The organism is Rhodococcus sp. NPDC076796 (assembly GCF_040702765.1).
Lineage (GTDB): Bacteria > Actinomycetota > Actinomycetes > Mycobacteriales > Mycobacteriaceae > Rhodococcoides.
The window spans coordinates 43,941-60,464 of sequence record NZ_JBFBMS010000005.1; the positions used below are offsets into that span (position 1 = coordinate 43,941).

21 protein-coding genes are annotated in these 16,524 nt (G+C 64.6%); 10 read left to right on the plus strand and 11 right to left on the minus strand.

Annotation, left to right across the window (positions count from 1 at the left end; translation table 11 throughout):
• Positions 1–22: 22 nt before the first annotated feature.
• Entirely contained in the window at positions 23–958 is a 936-nt protein-coding gene (locus AB0366_RS17200) for an endonuclease/exonuclease/phosphatase family protein (RefSeq protein ID WP_366244972.1), read from the plus strand.
• Between the two features lie 10 nt (positions 959–968).
• Here the strand turns inward: AB0366_RS17200 and AB0366_RS17205 are convergent, their stop codons facing one another.
• Positions 969–1,343, minus strand: coding sequence for a VOC family protein (locus AB0366_RS17205; RefSeq protein WP_366244973.1), 375 nt, complete (start codon positions 1,341–1,343; stop codon positions 969–971).
• A 93-nt stretch (positions 1,344–1,436) separates the two neighbouring features.
• Here AB0366_RS17205 and AB0366_RS17210 point away from each other — a divergent pair, with 93 nt between their 5' ends.
• Positions 1,437–2,399, plus strand: coding sequence for an MsnO8 family LLM class oxidoreductase (locus AB0366_RS17210; RefSeq protein WP_366244974.1), 963 nt, complete (start codon positions 1,437–1,439; stop codon positions 2,397–2,399).
• Here the strand turns inward: AB0366_RS17210 and AB0366_RS17215 are convergent.
• Positions 2,375–3,292: a LysR substrate-binding domain-containing protein gene (locus AB0366_RS17215; RefSeq protein WP_366244975.1), complete on the minus strand. Its 918-nt coding sequence runs from the start codon at positions 3,290–3,292 to the stop codon at positions 2,375–2,377. The two genes, AB0366_RS17210 and AB0366_RS17215, sit on opposite strands and share 25 nt — an antisense overlap.
• Before the next feature lie 130 nt (positions 3,293–3,422).
• Between AB0366_RS17215 and AB0366_RS17220 the strand changes: the two genes are divergently transcribed.
• Positions 3,423–4,745: an NAD(P)/FAD-dependent oxidoreductase gene (locus tag AB0366_RS17220; RefSeq protein ID WP_366244976.1), complete on the plus strand. Its 1,323-nt coding sequence runs from the start codon at positions 3,423–3,425 to the stop codon at positions 4,743–4,745.
• Between the two features lie 26 nt (positions 4,746–4,771).
• Here the strand turns inward: AB0366_RS17220 and AB0366_RS17225 are convergent, their stop codons facing one another.
• From AB0366_RS17225 to AB0366_RS17235, 3 genes are read right to left on the minus strand one after another with little or no spacing between them, the layout of a single operon-like run.
• Positions 4,772–5,422 (minus strand): response regulator transcription factor, encoded by a 651-nt coding sequence (locus AB0366_RS17225; RefSeq protein WP_366244977.1) that lies wholly within the window; start codon positions 5,420–5,422, stop codon positions 4,772–4,774.
• The gene (locus tag AB0366_RS17230; RefSeq protein ID WP_366244978.1) at positions 5,419–6,726 is read right to left on the minus strand and encodes a histidine kinase; all 1,308 of its coding nucleotides are present in this window, start codon (positions 6,724–6,726) and stop codon (positions 5,419–5,421) included. The genes AB0366_RS17225 and AB0366_RS17230 overlap by 4 nt, the downstream gene beginning before the upstream one ends.
• Positions 6,726–7,301: a hypothetical protein gene (locus tag AB0366_RS17235; RefSeq protein ID WP_366244979.1), complete on the minus strand. Its 576-nt coding sequence runs from the start codon at positions 7,299–7,301 to the stop codon at positions 6,726–6,728. The genes AB0366_RS17230 and AB0366_RS17235 overlap by 1 nt, the downstream gene beginning before the upstream one ends.
• A gap of 162 nt (positions 7,302–7,463) precedes the next feature.
• Here AB0366_RS17235 and AB0366_RS17240 point away from each other — a divergent pair, with 162 nt between their 5' ends.
• The gene (locus AB0366_RS17240; protein ID WP_366244980.1) at positions 7,464–7,664 is read left to right on the plus strand and encodes a hypothetical protein; all 201 of its coding nucleotides are present in this window, start codon (positions 7,464–7,466) and stop codon (positions 7,662–7,664) included.
• Between the two features lie 33 nt (positions 7,665–7,697).
• Here AB0366_RS17240 and AB0366_RS17245 read toward each other — a convergent pair whose 3' ends face one another.
• The gene (locus tag AB0366_RS17245; protein WP_366244981.1) at positions 7,698–8,222 is read right to left on the minus strand and encodes a histidine phosphatase family protein; all 525 of its coding nucleotides are present in this window, start codon (positions 8,220–8,222) and stop codon (positions 7,698–7,700) included.
• Positions 8,209–8,751, minus strand: a complete 543-nt coding sequence (locus AB0366_RS17250) for a GtrA family protein (RefSeq protein WP_121873393.1) — start codon at positions 8,749–8,751, stop codon at positions 8,209–8,211. The genes AB0366_RS17245 and AB0366_RS17250 overlap by 14 nt, the downstream gene beginning before the upstream one ends.
• Before the next feature lie 62 nt (positions 8,752–8,813).
• Between AB0366_RS17250 and AB0366_RS17255 the strand changes: the two genes are divergently transcribed.
• Positions 8,814–10,007: an MFS transporter gene (locus tag AB0366_RS17255; RefSeq protein WP_366244982.1), complete on the plus strand. Its 1,194-nt coding sequence runs from the start codon at positions 8,814–8,816 to the stop codon at positions 10,005–10,007.
• On the opposite strand, the gene AB0366_RS17260 is transcribed toward AB0366_RS17255, so the two are convergent.
• Complete coding sequence (locus tag AB0366_RS17260) at positions 9,986–10,591, minus strand: TetR family transcriptional regulator C-terminal domain-containing protein (RefSeq protein WP_366244983.1); 606 nt, start codon at positions 10,589–10,591, stop codon at positions 9,986–9,988. The two genes, AB0366_RS17255 and AB0366_RS17260, sit on opposite strands and share 22 nt — an antisense overlap.
• Positions 10,592–10,657: 66 nt before the next feature.
• Between AB0366_RS17260 and AB0366_RS17265 the strand changes: the two genes are divergently transcribed.
• From AB0366_RS17265 to AB0366_RS17275, 3 genes are all read left to right on the plus strand, one after another.
• On the plus strand, positions 10,658–11,299 hold the full coding sequence (locus AB0366_RS17265) for a GAP family protein (protein WP_366244984.1): 642 nt from the start codon (positions 10,658–10,660) through the stop codon (positions 11,297–11,299).
• A gap of 19 nt (positions 11,300–11,318) precedes the next feature.
• Positions 11,319–11,570: a hypothetical protein gene (locus AB0366_RS17270; protein WP_366244985.1), complete on the plus strand. Its 252-nt coding sequence runs from the start codon at positions 11,319–11,321 to the stop codon at positions 11,568–11,570.
• A gap of 106 nt (positions 11,571–11,676) precedes the next feature.
• A complete protein-coding gene (locus AB0366_RS17275) occupies positions 11,677–12,624 on the plus strand; it encodes a CPBP family intramembrane glutamic endopeptidase (protein ID WP_366244986.1) in 948 nt (315 codons plus the stop codon).
• Here the strand turns inward: AB0366_RS17275 and AB0366_RS17280 are convergent.
• From AB0366_RS17280 to AB0366_RS17290, 3 genes are all read right to left on the minus strand, one after another.
• Entirely contained in the window at positions 12,614–13,123 is a 510-nt protein-coding gene (locus AB0366_RS17280; RefSeq protein ID WP_121873387.1) for a GNAT family N-acetyltransferase, read from the minus strand. The genes AB0366_RS17275 and AB0366_RS17280 overlap by 11 nt on opposite strands.
• 343 nt (positions 13,124–13,466) lie before the next feature.
• Entirely contained in the window at positions 13,467–14,090 is a 624-nt protein-coding gene (locus AB0366_RS17285; RefSeq protein WP_366244987.1) for a disulfide bond formation protein DsbA, read from the minus strand.
• On the minus strand, positions 14,087–14,659 hold the full coding sequence (locus AB0366_RS17290) for a TetR/AcrR family transcriptional regulator (protein ID WP_220709173.1): 573 nt from the start codon (positions 14,657–14,659) through the stop codon (positions 14,087–14,089). Before AB0366_RS17290 ends, AB0366_RS17285 begins: the two co-directional genes overlap by 4 nt.
• 92 nt (positions 14,660–14,751) lie before the next feature.
• Here AB0366_RS17290 and AB0366_RS17295 point away from each other — a divergent pair, with 92 nt between their 5' ends.
• Complete coding sequence (locus tag AB0366_RS17295; RefSeq protein ID WP_366244988.1) at positions 14,752–15,756, plus strand: ATP-binding cassette domain-containing protein; 1,005 nt, start codon at positions 14,752–14,754, stop codon at positions 15,754–15,756.
• Entirely contained in the window at positions 15,749–16,513 is a 765-nt protein-coding gene (locus AB0366_RS17300) for an ABC transporter permease (RefSeq protein ID WP_366244989.1), read from the plus strand. Before AB0366_RS17295 ends, AB0366_RS17300 begins: the two co-directional genes overlap by 8 nt.
• The last annotated feature ends 11 nt before the right edge of the window (positions 16,514–16,524 follow it).

The following is a 16,524-nucleotide window of genomic DNA, read 5'->3' on the forward strand; positions in this document are numbered from 1 at the left end:
GTTTGCCTGTCACACTCCGCTCATGGTTTCGGGATCGGTGGCGCTGTTACTGCTCTTCGCAGCGGTACTGGGCATCGCAGCGCACCTCGTCGACGCCCGGGGGCAGGCGATGCTCGTCTTCGGTGCTTTGGCACATGTCCTCATGCTCGCCGCCGTGCCCGGCACTGCTCTCGCGGCCGTGGCGTTCGGTTGGTGGGGGTTCGCGGCGGGTGCAGTTGTACTGACGAGTGCCGCGGCCACGCAGATTCCTCTGTTCAGGCACCGCTCCCGGACGACGGCCGAGGCATCGAGTCTGACGGTGTTGCACGCCAACATCTGGCTGGGCCAGGCCGACCTCGACGCGTTGGCAGCGCTGGTCGAGCAGCATCGGCCCGACGTTCTCACCCTGGTGGAGTTGACGCCGGAGGCCGACGCCCGTCTGCGCCCGAGACTGTCCAGCTCGTTGCCGCATGCCTACGTCAGTGCAGCTCCCGGCGGCGAAGGCAGCGGAATCTACAGTCGCTTCCCGCTCGCCGACCAGCGCAGGCACGACGGCTTCGTGACAGAACTGCTCTCCGCGCGGGTGGAGATGCCGGGCCGGCCGCTGGTGTTCGCGGTCCATCCGGTGCCGCCGTGGCCGCGGGAGCCGTCGGAGTGGGTACGTGAGCTGGGGTTACTGCGCCAGCTGTTGGCCAAGATCCCCGTCGACGACGGTCCCGTGGTGGTCGCGGGCGACTTCAACGCGACGCAGGATCATCGTCGGTACCGAGATCTGCAGGACGGCCGGTTCGTCGATGCCGCGGTGGCCACCGGGGCGGGCATGCTCAGGACGTACCCGGCGCATACCTGGTACCCGCCGGTGATCGCCATCGACCATGTTCTGGTGGCAGACCTGGCCGTTCGATCGGTCGAAGCCGTGACGATTCCCGGTTCCGATCACCGCGGCATCCTGGCTCGGCTGGCCTTCGGGCAGTCCTAGATCCGGCGAGTCAGGACGATGCGGGCAACTGCTGCACCGACCACTTGTTGCCGTCGGGGTCGGCGAAGTACACGAACGTGCCCCAGCCCTCGTCCTTGGGCGGATCGATGGTCAGGCCCGCCGACGTGAGGTGCTCGTAGGCCTCCTGGACGTTGTCCACGACCATCAGAATCCCGGCCCCCTTGCCCGGCTCGGCGTCGGTGATTCCCTCGCCGATCGCGATGGAGCAGGCCGAACCCGGGGGAGTGAGCTGGACGTACCGAATGCCGTCCCAGGGGCGGGCGTCATGGTCGGCGTTGAAGCCGATCGAGGTATAGAAGTCCTTGGCGCGGTCCACATCGGTGACGGCCAGCGTGACGAGTTCGATCTTCATGGTGAGGTTCATGAGGCAATACTGACGGCCATTGCGGACGACTTCGGTCCGCGTTGGACGAACAGTTCGAGAAATATGCCCGACGCCTCGTCGGTTGTTCCAGCTGTGTTGCTTTCACTCCTCGACAGATCCCGTACGCGAACCGGTTTCGACGACGGGTCGGCGTTGCGTCATACCGTCGAGCGGGCAGTGCATGCGGAGAAGATTGGGCTGCATCGGTTCTGGGTGGCCGAGCATCACGGCGTTCCAGGGATCGCGTCGGGCGCGCCTGCGGTTCTCGCCGCGGCGGTGGCGTCGCGCACCTCGCGCATTCGCGTCGGATCCGGCGGGGTGATGCTGCCCAATCATCAGCCGCTGGTCGTGGCCGAGCAATTCCTGATGTTGGAGTCCCTCTTTCCCGGCCGGATCGATCTGGGTGTCGGCCGTTCCCTCGGTTTCACCGAACCGGTTCGGGCAGCATTGCGCAGTGAGCGGACCGACACGTTCGAAGCCGACATCGCCGAATTGCGTTCGTATCTGGATGGTTCGGGCCCGGTGACGGCCCGGCCGGCTGTGTCTTCTCCGCCGGTGTTCGTCCTCGCCACCGGAGCCGGTCTCGAGGTGGCCGCCCGCGCTGGTCTTCCGGTCGTTGTCGGTGGTCCGGTATTGCAGCAAGACGATCCATTGGCGCTCTATCGCAAGCACTTTCGGCCCACGCCCGCGAATCCCGAACCGTACGTGATCGTGTCGTTGGACGTGACCATCGCAGCGGACGCCGCCGATGCCCGCAGGCTCGCCGTCCCGGAGGCATGGGCGATGGCCAGGTCCAGACGCGAGGGCGAGTTTTCGGCTCTCGAACCGGCGTCGGCGATCGATGAATCGCAATGGACGCCGCAGACGCGGAACCGAATCGAGGCGTCGTTGGCGTCGAGCATCCTGGGCACGGCCGGGCAGGTCCGTCCGCGGCTGGAAGAGGTGGTCGAGCGCACCGGCGCGAACGAGATCATGGCCTCGACGTCCACGTTCGATCGCGCCGAATTGTTCGACGCAGATGCCGCGTTCGCTCAGCTCGCCGGAGTGGCGGGCTGAACCGGTGCCGTGGGTTTGACAGGTGCCGTCGCGGCCAGTGCCGCCACGAGATCGCGTTGAATGTCGGTGGCGGGCACGGTCGCGTCGACGACGGCCGATACCGGTAGCCGCAGCCTCCGGTCGGCCTCGGTGCAGAAGACCAGGCCGGTCTTGGGGGTGCTGTCGGCGGTGCTGGCGTACAGGATGGACCAGCATTGCGGATTCTTGAGGAGCTCGGCGCTGGCGGTGTGGTCGGACGCCACGGGTGGGCCGAAGCTCAGCGGCAGTCCGCTGCGTTTCATCTCGCGCTCGATCACCCGGTGCAGCAGGATTTGCTCGCTTCGTTTGGGTAGTAGCAGGGGGTAGTCGGCGAGTTGGCTCAGGCTCGGGTTGTTCTCGCCTGCCAGCGGATGGCCCTCGGGGAGGACGACGACGAGGTCCTCGGTCCACAGCTCGGTCACGTGCAGACCGGAGCGTTCGACGCTGCCGCGGATCAGCGCCACCTGGCAGTCGCCGGACGTCACCGCTTCGATCTGTTCTGCGAATCGTTTCAGGACGAAGTCGATCTCGGCGTCGGGATGGCGCTCGCGGACCGCGACGATGGCGGAGATGGCGTTGGCTGCGAATGTCATGTTTCCGGTCAGGCGCAGTTGATTCCGCCTTCGGGTCGTCAGCGCCAGGGCGGACTGCTCGAGCTCCACCATGTGCCGGGCGATGGAGACCAATTGTGCTCCGACAACGGTCAATCGGACGGTCCGGGAGGTCCGCTCGAACAGGGGCTCACCGATTTCTCGTTCCAGCTTGGAGATCTGCAGGCTGATCGCCGATTGCGAGACGTAGCAGCGTTCGGCAGCGCGAGAGAAGTTCAGTTCCTCCCCGACTGCGAGGAAGTACTTCAGCTGCCGCAGTTCCATGCCGCCATTCAACCATGAGTTCTGCTCATAGATGCTATTTCAACTTCCGCGTTGATAGAGCTTCGCGGTCGGAGTTTCATGGAGGTAGTTCTTCGTAGAGGGAAAGACTCGAGCCGAAAAGGAAAGTGCTGTGCAAACGTACGACGTCGTCATCGTGGGATCGGGATTCGGAGCATTGGCCGCCGCCAAGTCTCTGGGCAAGGCCGGTGTGACGTTCTCGCTGATCTCCAGCACCACCGAACACCTCTTTCAGCCGCTGCTCTATCAGGCCGCCACCGGAATGCTCTCGACGGGCGAGATCGCCCCTCCGATCAGACGCATCCTCGCGCAGTACGAGTCGGCCGACGTGCGTCTCGGACGCGTCGTCGATGTCGATCCCGACGCTCACCAGGTCACCTACGTCGGTGCCGGGCAGAACCACACCATCGGCTTCGGTCGTCTCATCGTCGCCACGGGTGCCACGCAGGCGTACTTCGGCCGCGACGAGTTCAAGGACCGCACGTTCGCACTCAAGACCGTCGACGACGCGATCGCTCTGCGTGAGCAAATCCTGAGCTGCTACGAAACTGCGCACCTGACAACCGATCCGGCCGCTCGCAAGGAGTTGCTGAGCTTCGTCGTCGTCGGTGCAGGCGCGACGGGTGTCGAATTGGCCGGCCAGATCAGGGATCTCGCGCACCGCTATTTCGCCGGCTCGTTCCCGGACATCGACCCGAGCGACGTCACGGTCACCCTCGTCGACGGAGTCAAGGAAGTTCTGCCCGCATTCGGCGGCAAGCTCAGCGCGTACGCCCGCGCGAAGCTCGAGAAGTCGGGCGTCGACGTCGTCACCGGTGCCATGGTCACCGACATCGCCGACGACGTCGTCACGGTGCAGGATGTCGACACCAAGACGTCGCGGACGTACCCGGCCAAGACGGTCATCTGGTCGGCGGGAGTGCAGGCCAGTGATCTGGCGTCGACCGTCGCCGAACGCACCGGGTGCGAGACAGACCGTGCCGGAAGGCTTCTCGTGCACGACGACCTGACGGTCGGTTCGGCCAAGGACATCTACGCAATCGGCGACGTGACGTCGTTGAACAAGCTCCCCGGTCAGTCGCCGGTGGCGATGCAGCAGGGCAGGCACGTTGCGAAGATGATCATCGGGAAGGTCGACGCCGGGACGCCGTTCAAATACACCGACAAGGGCAGCATGTCGATCGTCGGCCGATTCAGTGCTGTGGCGCGGCTGTTCGGCAAGGTCGACATGTCGGGGCCGATCGCCTGGCTCATGTGGCTCGCGGTGCACCTGATGTACCTGGTCGGCTTCCGAAACCGCTACGTCGCGGTGGTGTCGTGGATGACCTCGTACATCGGCGACAAGCGACCGCACTTCCAGTACACCGACCACTCCGCTTCGGCAACCGAGCTGACCAGCAAGACCTCGGACGAGGAGCAGCGCAGAGCGGCCTAGTTGTAAAGACCCCTAGTTGTAAAGACCTAGGTTGCAACGCCGTTGCGGTAGGCCCAGATCACCACGTGGACTCGGGTGGTGACGTCGAGCTTGCGGCAGATGTTGCCGACGTGAGTTTTCACCGTGCTCTGTTCGACCTGCAGTGAACGGGCGATCTCGTTGTTGCCCAGGCCCTGCGCCAACAGTTGCACCACTTCCATTTCGCGCAGACTCAGGTCGTGTTGCGGGGCAACGGAAGTGGGTAGCTTCGGGGCACCCCGGCGGGCGAACTCGGTCATCAGACGCGGGGTCAGTCGAGGGGAGAGGACCGCTCCGCCGGCGGCGACGGTGACCACCGCATCGGCGAGTTCGTCGGGATCGGTGTCCTTGAGCAGGAAGCCGGACGCTCCACTGTCGAGAGCTGCGAACACGTACTCGTCGAGGTCGAACGTGGTGACGACGATGACACGAACGCTGTCGAACTGCGCCAGTATCTCGCGCGTGGCGGTCAGCCCGTCGCCGTTCGGCATCCTGATGTCCATCAGTACGACGTCCGGTCGCAATGCCGACACCTGGTGCACGGCATGTTTTCCCGAGCTGGCGTGCCCGACGACCTCGATGTCGGGATGGCCGGCCAGGAACAGCTCGAATCCCTGCCGAACCACCGGTTGATCGTCCGCGATGAGTACGGTGATCATGCCGAAACCTCCAGTGACCGAGAGATGTTCCCGCCGATGGGCAGTCGAGCGCGTACGGTCCACGTCGCTCGGTCGCCGGACAATCCGGCATCGAGGGTGCCGCCGAGCAGTGCTGCCCGCTCCCGCATTCCCGGAATTCCGAATCCCTGACCCGAGGGCTCGTCCGGTTCGGAGCTGCCCGAGGTGATCGTGTTGGTGACGGTCACCTCGATGGCCGAGGATCGATTCGATACCTCAACGCGCACATCGCAGTTCGGCGCATGACGTCGGGCATTGGACAACGACTCCTGAACGATGCGGTAGCACGTCAGTTGCACGGCGCTGTCGGTATCGTTGCTGTCTGCCACAATGCTCATCTCGATGCGCCCGAACGATATTCGTGACTGCTCGATCAGTTCGGCGATATCGGAGATCATCGGCTGCGGAGCAGTGTCTGTGTTGACGCTGGTGTCGGTGTCGAAGCTACTGTCGGTCGTGTCGCTCGGGCGCAGGATTCCGACGATCTGGCGCAGGCTGTCGAGGGTGCGCTGGCCGTGTCCGATTGCGCCGGTGAGTAGTTCGCGTGCCTGCTCGGGGTTGCTGGTGATGAGCGTCCTCGATGCCTTGGCCTGGATGAGCATGCCGGTCAGGTGGTGAGCCGCGACGTCGTGCAGTTCGCGTGCCATGGTCTTTCGTTCGTTGTCCAGGGCCGCGTTCAGCCGTTGCCGGTGTTCGATTTCGGCTCGGCCGAGAGCAGCCTCGCTCTCGAGTTCCTGGGCCCGTCCGCGTGCGATGTACTTGCCCAGTGCGATGAGCACCGTGTAGTTGATGGCGAGGTTCGCGATCTGCTCGACGACCACGCCGATCGTGCCACCGGGGCCGGTGTCGACGCTGACAGCGATTTCGAGGATCAACCCGACGGCGATGGGGACGAACAGGCGTGGCCCGGTCACCCGAATTGCCAAGGCGGCGATGGCGAACCAGTACAGCGGGGTGAATCCGAGAGTCCGGTCCGGCAGAACGAGAATCAGTGCGATGCTGACGGCCACCACCGACAAGTACGCCGTGACCGGAAAGGATCGGCGCACGCACGTCACCGCGGTCATCGCCAGCAGGGCAACGACACTCACCGCGATCAGGGGTGGGCTGCTGACGAGTTCGTCTCCGGTGTCACCGACCATGCCCGTCGAGAGTTGGAATCCGGCGTAGACCAGCGTTGCCAGGAGCATCTCGATCGGCAGTACCACGGGATTGCGTGGCCGCCAGGACGGGCGAAACGTGCGCAGCACGCGGTGAAAACCCAGTACCCGGGAATCGCCCAGCATCAGAGTCGACTCCGTTCTCCTGCCGCATCTTTCGAGCTCGAGTTCTTCGTACCCACTACCCACAGCGGTCCGGTGACGAACCAGAAGAACGTGATGACGCCGAGCGGCTGGATCACGGTCTTCAGTGCTGCTGCCTGCTCCGAGTCTGCCACGGTGAAGGCCAATGCGTAGGTGATCACCAGCGCGATTGCGGCGGCGACCAGCCACTTCACGAATCCTCGGATTTCGTTGCGGTAGGCCTGCGGACCGGTCTTCGGGGGCTTGACCGGTGCGGGTCCGCCGGCGAATCGGTGCGCGAAGCGCACGTCGAGCCAGGCCACCGTCGAGTGCGCGAACACGACGGTCCAGCCGAGGTAGATGCCGGCGAGGCGATGCGCGAATTCGACGTCTCCGCCCCGGTGCAGATCTAGCGCCACGGCCGCGATCAATACGATGTCGAGGACCGGGAGCAGGGCGAGCGTGATCGTGCTGGCGCGTCGCATGCGTGCCACGTAGCGCAGGCACAGGCCGCCGATCACCAGAACCCAGAAGCCGACCTCGCAGATCGCGATCGTGAGCAGAATCGGATTGTTCATGGCCCTGATCTCACCGCAGCCGATGCGTGCGCGATACCCCTGCGGAGGCGTCGTACCTGGTGGTTCGGCCGAAGGTACGACGCTGCGCTCCACCGAAAGTCGTAGCTGACCGCGCTACTGTGGAAGTACGCATACAGGACATACGAAACCCGGGAGTCGACGATGGCAGGCAAGAAGATCGACAGAGTGCACGCACAGTCCGCATTGGAGACGGTTCGCGAGAATCCCGGCATCGCGTTGATCGCCGCCGCACCCGCGTTGGTGGTGCTGGCGTTGGTGTGGTGGCTGCTCGGGTTCCCCGCCGCGTTGATTCTGCTGATCGCAACAGGCGGAGCCGGCTACCTCTACCTCAAGAACCGCTGACTACCGATAGCACTGACTACCGTCAAGCACTGATCACTGCTCGGCGCGGGGGATGCAGAACTCGGTGATGGTGGCCGAGCCTGCGGCCAGTTCTGCCCAGGACGCCTCGGTGGTCAGCACTGCGATTGCCGAGGTGGGGAAGCGGTGTCGCACCTCTCGGGCCAGGTCGGTGTCGTCGTCTGCCGCCAGTTCGAGTGCGGTCCAGGGGATTCCGGGCTCATGCCCGACGACCAGCAAGGTCGATACCGTCACGTCGTCGAAGTAGGTGTCGGCGAGCCGGATCTCGTCGATGATCTCGTCGGCGGATCCGCCGTAGATGTCTCGCTCGAAGCGGGTGGGAGCGTCTCCAAGACCGGTAGCGGCCAGGGTTTCGCGGGTGCGCAGGGCCGTCGAGCACAGCACTGCGTCGACCTTGCCGACGTGCTCGGCAATCCAGGCTCCGGCGAGTGCCGCCTCGCGTTGGCCGCGTGCGGCCAGGGGTCGTTCGTGATCCGGTACTCCGTCGGGGTAGCCGGATTTGCCGTGCCGCATCAGCACAAGGGTCCTAGTGGTCGCCATGCCGTCCACCGTAAACGGTCAGGGCAACGGGATCGGGGAGAACGTCCACCTGCTCCGGGAAGACGAACTTGCGCATCGCCCACCACCGGAATGCGGTTGCCAGCAACGTGCCGATGATGGATCCGCTGACGAAGTCGGCGATGTTCTCGGTGAGGAAGGACACGTTCGGCGACCGCAGATCCAGCATGTAACTCGACACCCACAGCGGTAGCTGGTTGATTGCCAGGCCGGTTCCGGCAACGGCGAAGAACAGCGCTGCTTCGTGGTGACGTCGTCGTCCGCCGCGCGCAGTGAACGACCATTCCCGGTTGAGGATGTACGACACGATCGTCGCGATCAGCACGGCCAGAACGTTCGCTGTCACCGGCTTGTCCTGCAGGATCGTCCACTTCAGACCGAAGAACAGTACGACGGTGACAACGAAGGTGATCGCTCCGACGATGAGGAACTTGAGGGCCTCGGCGTGCTTGACGAGGGGCTCGAGCCAGCGCTGGGGAACGTGGTCGGTGAGGCGGTCGGACACATGCATCCCATCGACGTTACCTCGAGTAACGGATCCGGCCGGCTCGCGAACGATAGGCTCGCAGCGATATGACTAGCGCCCGGCTGTCCGTTCTCGTCGTCTTCTTCGTCAATGGAGCGGTGTTCGCCAACTGGGCTCCGCGCATTCCGGAGATCCAGCGGTCGCTGTCGATCGACGTTGCCACCCTCGGCCTCGCGCTGACCGGAATCGGTCTCGGCGGGCTGGCTGCCGCGCCTGTCGCAGCTGCCGTGGTCCGACGGTTCGGCAGTCGGTGGGCGATTCTCGCCTCGGGTCTGTCGCTGTGCGCGGCGTTCGTGCTGCCTGCGGTGGCTGTGTCGTGGTGGACGCTGTTGGCGGCGCTGGTGCTGCTCGGCGGGGCAGACGCAGTGATGGACATTTCGATGAACGCGCAGGGCGTCCTCGTCGAGGAACGCGCGGGGAAGTCGCTGCTGAGCAGCTTTCATGCCGCATGGAGTGTCGGTGCCGTCGTCGGGGGAGTGACCGGCGCGGCCGCGGCCGGTATCCGGATGCCAGTGGTAGCGCACTTCGCTCTGATCGCAGTGGTGCTGATGCTCGCTCTCGCTGCCGTCGGCCGGGGTCTGGTGGGTCCGGAATCGGTGGCGCGCGTCGATCACGAAGACCGAGCGCCGGGGCCCGTTCTCGTCCGGCCGACGGCTGCACTGGCCCTGCTCGGGGCCGTGGTGCTGCTTGCCGGGCTGATGGAGGACTTCCCGCAATCGTGGAGCGCTGTCTACATGACGACGGAAGAGGGTGCGGGCCCGGGTGCGGCCGGTATGGCGTTCGTTGCGTTTTCGGCCGCGATGCTGATCGGCCGGTTGGTCGGGGACCGGATCGTCGATCGGTTCGGACCGTCGGCGGTGCTGACCGGAGGCGCGTCACTGGTGGCGGCGGCGTTCCTCGTCATCTTGGGTCTGTCGCTTCTGGCCGCGGATCTACCGGTCCTGGTCATCGGTGCGTTCGCGGTTGCCGGCCTGGGTGCGAGCCCGCTGTTTCCCATCGTCTTCAGCCTGGCCGGGCGGCTTCCCGGTGTGTCCTCGGCAGCGGCCATCTCGATCGTCTCGCTCGTCTCTCGGATCGGATTTCTCGTGGCTCCCTTGGTCGTCGGTCGCGTCGTGGATGCGTCGGGCTTTGGATCAGTGTTGGGGGCCATCGCCGTCGCCGGTTCTGTCGTCGCGGTGATCGGGTGGTACTACGGCCGCAGATTCCCCGTCGAGTCGGCTCAGGGCCTCGGCTCGAGGTAGGTGTGCAACAACCGACGTACCTCGTCGGCTGCGAGCTGCTCGGGATGCGTCACTGCCTGCAGCGTCAGTCCGTCGATGAAGGTATGCAGTTCGGCCGCTGCACGTTCGTCCGCACTGCTGTCGAAGGTGAAGGCGGGGGAGTTCGGTCGATCGAGATCGTGCAGGTGCGCCCACGCGAGCCGGCACAGGTAGCGGCTGCCGAACCACCCGGCCGTCTTGAGGGCGGCGAGTCGCTCGTCGAATCTGGCTCTCACGATCGCTTCGAGCCAGACCGACGCCTCGGCGCGGCGGTCCTCGTCGAGGGGCAGCATTTCCTCGAGGACGCGGATCGCGCGAACCAGGCCGTCACCGTCGGTTGGGTGCGCCTCCAACCGATGTACGACGCGTTGCGTCATTGCCTCGGCCGCGAAGAGGACGAGTTCTCCCTGATCGGAGAAGTAGTACCGCAGTGATCCGGGGGAGACGCCGGCTTCGGCGGCGACGCTGCGTACCGTCGCCCCGTCCATTCCTGCTCGTTCGATGACGCGCCACACGGCGGCGACGATCTCCGCCCGGCGTGCATCGTGGTCGACGATCTTCGGCATCGGTCTGTTCTAGCACGAGGAAATCTTTTTCACACAACTGTATTGAAATCCTGTTACGGTACAGCTGTGTTAATTCAGCTGACCGGGCTCGCGCTGGTCGACAGCATCGGCGTCGGGACTCTTGCGGTTCCGCTCTGGATGATGCTTCGGCCGTCGTTCCGGGCGCGTGTCGTTCTGCTGCATCTGGGCGTGTTGGGTCTGCTCTACCTCGGGGTTGGCATCGCAGTATGGGCGGCCACCGATGGCCTGAGCGTTGCTGTTCCTGGCGACGCCCGGGTTCGGCTGGCGGTGGGTGTTGTGGTTCTGATCATGGGCCTGCTCTGGGACCGTCGGCGGCGAGTCCCGAGCAGTGCGTGGTGGACGCGGCCCCCGGGGAGTGTTCGCGGGGTGGTCCTGCTTGCCGTCGCTGTGGGCGCGGTGGAGGTGGCGACGATGCTGCCCTACTTCGCAGCGATCGACGTGGTCGGTGATGCCGGACTGGGGTGGGAGTTCTCGTCGCTGCTGCTCGCGGCGTACGTGCTCGTGACGCTCTCGCCTGCCCTTGTCCTGCTCGCCGCCAGAGTGTGTGCGCAGGAACGTGTTTCGTCGATCACGCCAACTCTGCTCCGGCGCGTGGATCGCTGGAGTGGGGACGTGTGGGCGACGGTGTTGCTCGTGGTGGGCGCGCTACTGGCCGCGAATGCGGCAATCGAATTGAACCTGGTCTGAATCGATGAGAGGAAGCACGATGATTGCAAGAGATGCGCGCAGCATCGTCATGATTGTCGTCGGCGCTGTGCTGGCGCTGTTCTTCTGGGACCTGCAGGTGTTCTGGTTCCAGGGCGGCCCGATCGGCTGTGTTCTGGTGGTGCTCGCGATGGTCGACGTATGGGAATCGCGTCGCGGCAACCCCAAGAAGGGGCTGCTCGCGGAACTGCGCGACGACATCGTCGGCCGCAAGGATTCCGGCGATACATCCGAGCGTGACACTCGGTCGTGAGTGGCACCCCCGGTTCCCTATCGCCAGGACGGTACTGAATTCTCGGCCCAGGCGTGATAGACAAGCTGTTCGGCGATGCGGTATCGAGCGGAACGGTGGTGACCTGGTGACGAGCGGTGTCCACGCGGGGCTCACTACGAGCTCGTCTCGGCGTGGTCTAACCACTGCCGGTACCGCAGTGATGGTCCTCGGTCTGGTGGCCGGTTGGGTTGTCGTCTACGCGGTGAGCCTGATGGGTGCGCTGTGGCGCTTCCGAGAACCCGATGCGCCGGCTCCGACGCTCTCGATGGGGGATCAGTGGGCCGATCTGGCTGTCGGTGCGGCGCAGGTGGCGGTGGGGGCCGTGGCAATCGCCGCCGTGTACTTCGCTCGACGTCGGAAGCTGCCTGCGGTGTGGCCGACCCGCAGTGGCACCGCGAGCGAGGCCGCGCTCACCTGGTGCGCCGCGATCGGTGCCGCGTCTGCTTCTCTACTCGTGTTGTCTCGTTTGGACATCGTCCGCTTCAGCTTCTCGGTTCCGGCCTCGGTCGAATCCGATTGGCTCGCAGTGGTTTCTGCTCTCGCCGTGGGTCTACGCGAGGAGCCGATTCTGGTGGCGCTACCGGTGTTGCTGCTCGTGGGCCGGCTCCCGATCTGGGCGATCATGGCGTTGTCGGCCACGATGCGAGGCCTTCTCTACATGTACTTCGGCGGCGGCGGATTTCTGTGGGCGCTGTGCTGGGGTGCCGCGGCGGTCTGGGTGTTCTACCGCTACCGGCGGCTGTGGGTGTTGATCGCCATCCACGGACTGGTGATGAACATTCAGGTGTTCGATCGCGTCATTCCGTCCGAGAATGCGGCGACCGTTCTGCAGTGGGTCAACATTCTGATCCTGTTCTCGGCGCTACTGTGGTGGATCACCCCGCGTGCCCTGGATGCGTTTCTGCCCAACACGGTGGCCGTTCGGTACGGCGATGCGACCGTCGCGACGACCCCGATGGTGGCCGAGGTGGTACTGAACCCCGAGAAGCTCGATCCCGACGAAGCCAGACGAGAACCTCCGGTCAAGCCCTGACCATGCGGGCTTCGATGCACTCCCAGATCGGGTCGAACTTCTCGGTGCCGTCCAGCTCGAATCGATGCTTGCGGTAGAACGCCACGGCGCGATCGTTGGCCGCTGCCACCCACAGGTATGTGGATGCCTCCGGGTCGATCACGGTGGTCATGAGTTCTGTTGCGACGCCGGTGCCGTGGTGCTCGGGCACGACGTTCAGTGACCACAGTTCGGTCGACGCAGGCGGATTGTCGTCGCGCGGTGGGCCGCCGGTGGCGAAACCGACGATGCGTGAATCGATGGTGTCGACGGCGCACCGGGTCCGCACGCCGCGGCTCGACTGCTCGTCGCGGCGGGCGATGATCTGCTCCCATCGTTCGATGCGGTCGCGAGGGCGTATCGCATCGAGTTTGGCGCTGTTCATCATTCCCGCGTACGTCGCCTTCCAGATCGCCACGTGCGCTGCACCGAGCTGTTCTTCGTCGCCCGGGCGGATGTCACGGATCGTGTAAGCGGCCACGGTTGTAGTTATACCGACACGACTCGAATTGGTCGTCGGGATTTCTTGTCGGAAGCTTCTGTGGCAGTCCTGGATCAAGACTTCGGTAGCACTTCGGATTGTTGCGGCCGTGACATTTCGACCCCACGCTGTGGTTTTTCGAAGCGTCGGGTACCGACCGGTTCGAGATGGACGGGAGTTCGATTCTGCCGCATGCGTTGATCGGCTCTGCCGGGTTCGATTCCCATCTCGAGGTTGGGCGTCATCATTGCGCTGAGCCTCACCTTCGGCCCGCTTTGCCAACCCCCATCGCTCAGATATGACACGGGGCGAGGAGGTCAATGGCCCTCGGAGGGAGCGCCATTCAACTCTTGAGCTCGCGGAAGGCGCGAACCGATGACAGCTGTCGGAGGGCTTCCCAGAGGGTGATCGCGTCCTCGCGGTCGACAGCGTCGCGCAGAACCGGGCCGAAGAATGCACGCTTGTCGCCCTGGGGTGTGGTGATAGCCAGAACAGGCGTGCCGGCTTCGGCCTCGATACGGTCGAGTCCGTCGTGATGGGAGTGGCGCAGCTCAGCGTCGTGGCCGGTATTCATGCCGGCCCCGGCGAGTGAGGTGGGTAGCCCCGACCTCGAGAGTGCCTCGGAGATATCACCGATCCATTCCCGTTCGGCGCCGTGTGGGTCGGTCCACAACGCGCTGTAGAAGGTGCCGAGCGCATCGTGCCCGTGCGCGGTCTGAACTGCTATTGCCACACGTGCGGGAACCCATAGATAGCCATGGGTATCACCTTCGGGATCGTCGTCGCGGTGCTCGTTGAGCACCGACAAACTCATCACACGCCAACGCACGGTCAGCTGCACTTCATTGGCGATCTGGACTATCCAACGTGCTGTGTAGCGGGTGAGTGGGCAGGCAGGGTCGAGCCAAAAGTCCACCGTCCAACCGGACTCTTCGTACTCGGGCGTCGCGACCACGCTGGCGCTCACGTCAGTCCGCCGGGCAGAGCGGTAATACCCCGCTCCAGTGTGCGGTTCACGGTTGCGACTACTTCGAACTTGGCCAAAGAGCCCTGCGCAACTTGCTCGAACGCGGTGTACGAAATCCCCCACAAGACCTGCTGCATCCATTCGGCGGTGACCTCGCTGTCGAATACGCCCTCCGCCTGCCCGCGCCTGATGAGCTCTATCACTGGATCTCGCGGCGTCGGAAGGTCTGGCTGGGCTGTGGGCACGACGTCGCGCATGAGGGACTGGTCTCCGAACACGAACATAATTGCCTCGCTGACCGAAGCCAGTGCTGCAACCACGCGGCGCATCGCATCCAGCGGGTGCCCGGTCTCGGGCTGCGCCTCGGCAATCGCAGCGCCGACCGACTCGAGTGCATGTCTCACGGCGGCGCGGACCAGACCGTCGCGCACGGGGAAGTAGCGATGCAACGTCGTGCGACCAACCGCGGCGGCCTCGGCGATCTCTGGCAAGGTCGCCGCTCGCTCACTCGCCCAGGTGCGTACGGCCGCAGCAACGATGGCTTGTTCGGTTCGGCTTTTCGCGCTCACGGAAAGATGGTACCAACGACTACTCATAGGGAGCTTTGGATCTCAAAAATGGAAGTTTGAAGTTCTTCTTTGGATATTTTAGTATCCATTGCATGGGCGAAGTGGCGATGATCAGGGCCGAAGGGCTGCGTAAGACCTTCGAGGCCCGAGGGGGCACGATCGAGGCGGTGCGCAATGTCAACCTTGACGTCGCCACTGGCGAGCTGGTGGCGCTCCTCGGACCGAACGGAGCGGGCAAGTCCACGACACTCCGGATGCTGACCACACTGCTGCCGCCAACAGCAGGCAGCGTGCATATCGCAGGCCATGATGTGGTTCGGGAGCCGGGCCGGGCACGTGAGGCGATCGGGTACGTGGGCCAGAAGAACGCCTCCGGAGTAAGCCATCGCATCCGCGACGAGCTGGTCACCCAGGGGCGCTGCTACGGCCTGACGAGCGGCGATGCGCGCCGCCGCGGCGATGAGGTGCTCGAAGTTCTCGGTCTCGGCGACCTGGCCGCGCGCACCCCCGACACGCTCTCGGGCGGTCAGCGACGCCGGGTGGACATAGCCCTCGGCCTGATCCACAAACCCAAAGTGCTCTTCCTCGACGAGCCATCCACAGGCTTGGATCCGCAGAGTCGGGCCGGATTGTGGGATCAGATCCAGCTCCTCCGCCGGCAGCACGGCATCACCGTATTGCTGACCACTCATTACCTCGACGAGGCCGACCGAACAGCCGACAGGATCGTGATCGTCGACCGCGGGGAGGTGATCGCCAACGGCACGGCCGATGCCCTGAAGGCGGACTTAGCAGGCGACTGGATTCATATCACCACGACCGACGCCGAACGCGCGGCACCTAGTCTCCGTCAGATTCCGGGAGTCTCCGTTGCCACACAAGAGGGCAACCGGCTGAGTGTCCGAGTTGCAGACGCCGAAGCCTCGATGCCGGTAGTCCTGCGGTGCTTGCACAACGACGCGATCACCGTCAGTCGAGCTAGCTTGCAGCGTCCCTCGCTCGACGAAGTGTTTCTCAACCTCACCGGGCGCCGCCTCGATGATTCGGGCGGCGCTACCCAAACCGCCGTCGAGCCGAATGCGGCCATTCATGCCTAGTCTCATCCGGGACATCACCACCGTGTTCTCCCGCGAGATCACGCCAGAGATCCGATCTCCCCTCAGCATTCTTTTCGCCATGGGACAGCCCCTGCTTTTCCTGGTGCTTTTCGGCTCGATGCTCGTCGGCGCAGGAGCGGACCTGGGCGCGAGAGGGGGCGACGTCTGGCAGTGGTTCCTACCGGGCATCCTCGTGATGATGTGCCTGATGGGACCGCTCTCGGCCGGTCACGGCATGCTGAGCGAACTCAATGGAGGGCAGATGGAACGCTTCCTTGCTACCCCCATCAGCCGCACCTCGATAGTCCTCGGACGGACCGCCAAGGACGTCATCATTCTGTTCGCCCAGGCGACCCTACTCACTGCCATCGCCATTCCGCTGGGTATGAATTTTCATCTCCTAGGTGCCCTAGCCGCGATGGCACTACTGATCGTCATGGCCACGGGTCTGAGCGCCTTCTCCTACGTCCTCGCCATTGCCTCGATGCCCAGTGGGAACCTCTTCTGGATCGTCACCCAGATGCTGATCTTCCCGACCACATTGCTCTCGGGCATTCTGCTCCCCGTCTCGTCAGGTCCCGGCTGGCTGAGCGGCATCGCTGCAATCAATCCGATCACCTACATCGTCGACGCCGCCCGAGTGCTGTTCATCGGCGACTTCCTCGACACCTCGGTCCTCCACGGCACGATCGTGGCTGTAGTGGTCGCCGCGGGCGGCCTCGTGCTGTCCACTCGCAAGATGAAACGTGGGATCTGAGCTGAGCGAAG

Excerpts from the sequence above, each read along its gene's own strand:
- AB0366_RS17200 (WP_366244972.1), top strand. The coding sequence starts at position 23 with ATGGTTTCGGGATCGGTGGCGCTGTTACTGCTCTTCGCAGCGGTACTG.
- AB0366_RS17205 (WP_366244973.1), bottom strand. The coding sequence starts at position 1,343 with ATGAACCTCACCATGAAGATCGAACTCGTCACGCTGGCCGTCACCGAT.
- AB0366_RS17215 (WP_366244975.1), bottom strand. The coding sequence starts at position 3,292 with ATGGAACTGCGGCAGCTGAAGTACTTCCTCGCAGTCGGGGAGGAACTG.
- AB0366_RS17225 (WP_366244977.1), bottom strand. The coding sequence starts at position 5,422 with ATGATCACCGTACTCATCGCGGACGATCAACCGGTGGTTCGGCAGGGA.
- AB0366_RS17230 (WP_366244978.1), bottom strand. The coding sequence starts at position 6,726 with ATGCTGGGCGATTCCCGGGTACTGGGTTTTCACCGCGTGCTGCGCACG.
- AB0366_RS17235 (WP_366244979.1), bottom strand. The coding sequence starts at position 7,301 with ATGAACAATCCGATTCTGCTCACGATCGCGATCTGCGAGGTCGGCTTC.
- AB0366_RS17240 (WP_366244980.1), top strand. The coding sequence starts at position 7,464 with ATGGCAGGCAAGAAGATCGACAGAGTGCACGCACAGTCCGCATTGGAG.
- AB0366_RS17245 (WP_366244981.1), bottom strand. The coding sequence starts at position 8,222 with ATGGCGACCACTAGGACCCTTGTGCTGATGCGGCACGGCAAATCCGGC.
- AB0366_RS17250 (WP_121873393.1), bottom strand. The coding sequence starts at position 8,751 with ATGCATGTGTCCGACCGCCTCACCGACCACGTTCCCCAGCGCTGGCTC.
- AB0366_RS17255 (WP_366244982.1), top strand. The coding sequence starts at position 8,814 with ATGACTAGCGCCCGGCTGTCCGTTCTCGTCGTCTTCTTCGTCAATGGA.
- AB0366_RS17260 (WP_366244983.1), bottom strand. The coding sequence starts at position 10,591 with ATGCCGAAGATCGTCGACCACGATGCACGCCGGGCGGAGATCGTCGCC.
- AB0366_RS17270 (WP_366244985.1), top strand. The coding sequence starts at position 11,319 with ATGATTGCAAGAGATGCGCGCAGCATCGTCATGATTGTCGTCGGCGCT.
- AB0366_RS17295 (WP_366244988.1), top strand. The coding sequence starts at position 14,752 with ATGGGCGAAGTGGCGATGATCAGGGCCGAAGGGCTGCGTAAGACCTTC.
- AB0366_RS17300 (WP_366244989.1), top strand. The coding sequence starts at position 15,749 with ATGCCTAGTCTCATCCGGGACATCACCACCGTGTTCTCCCGCGAGATC.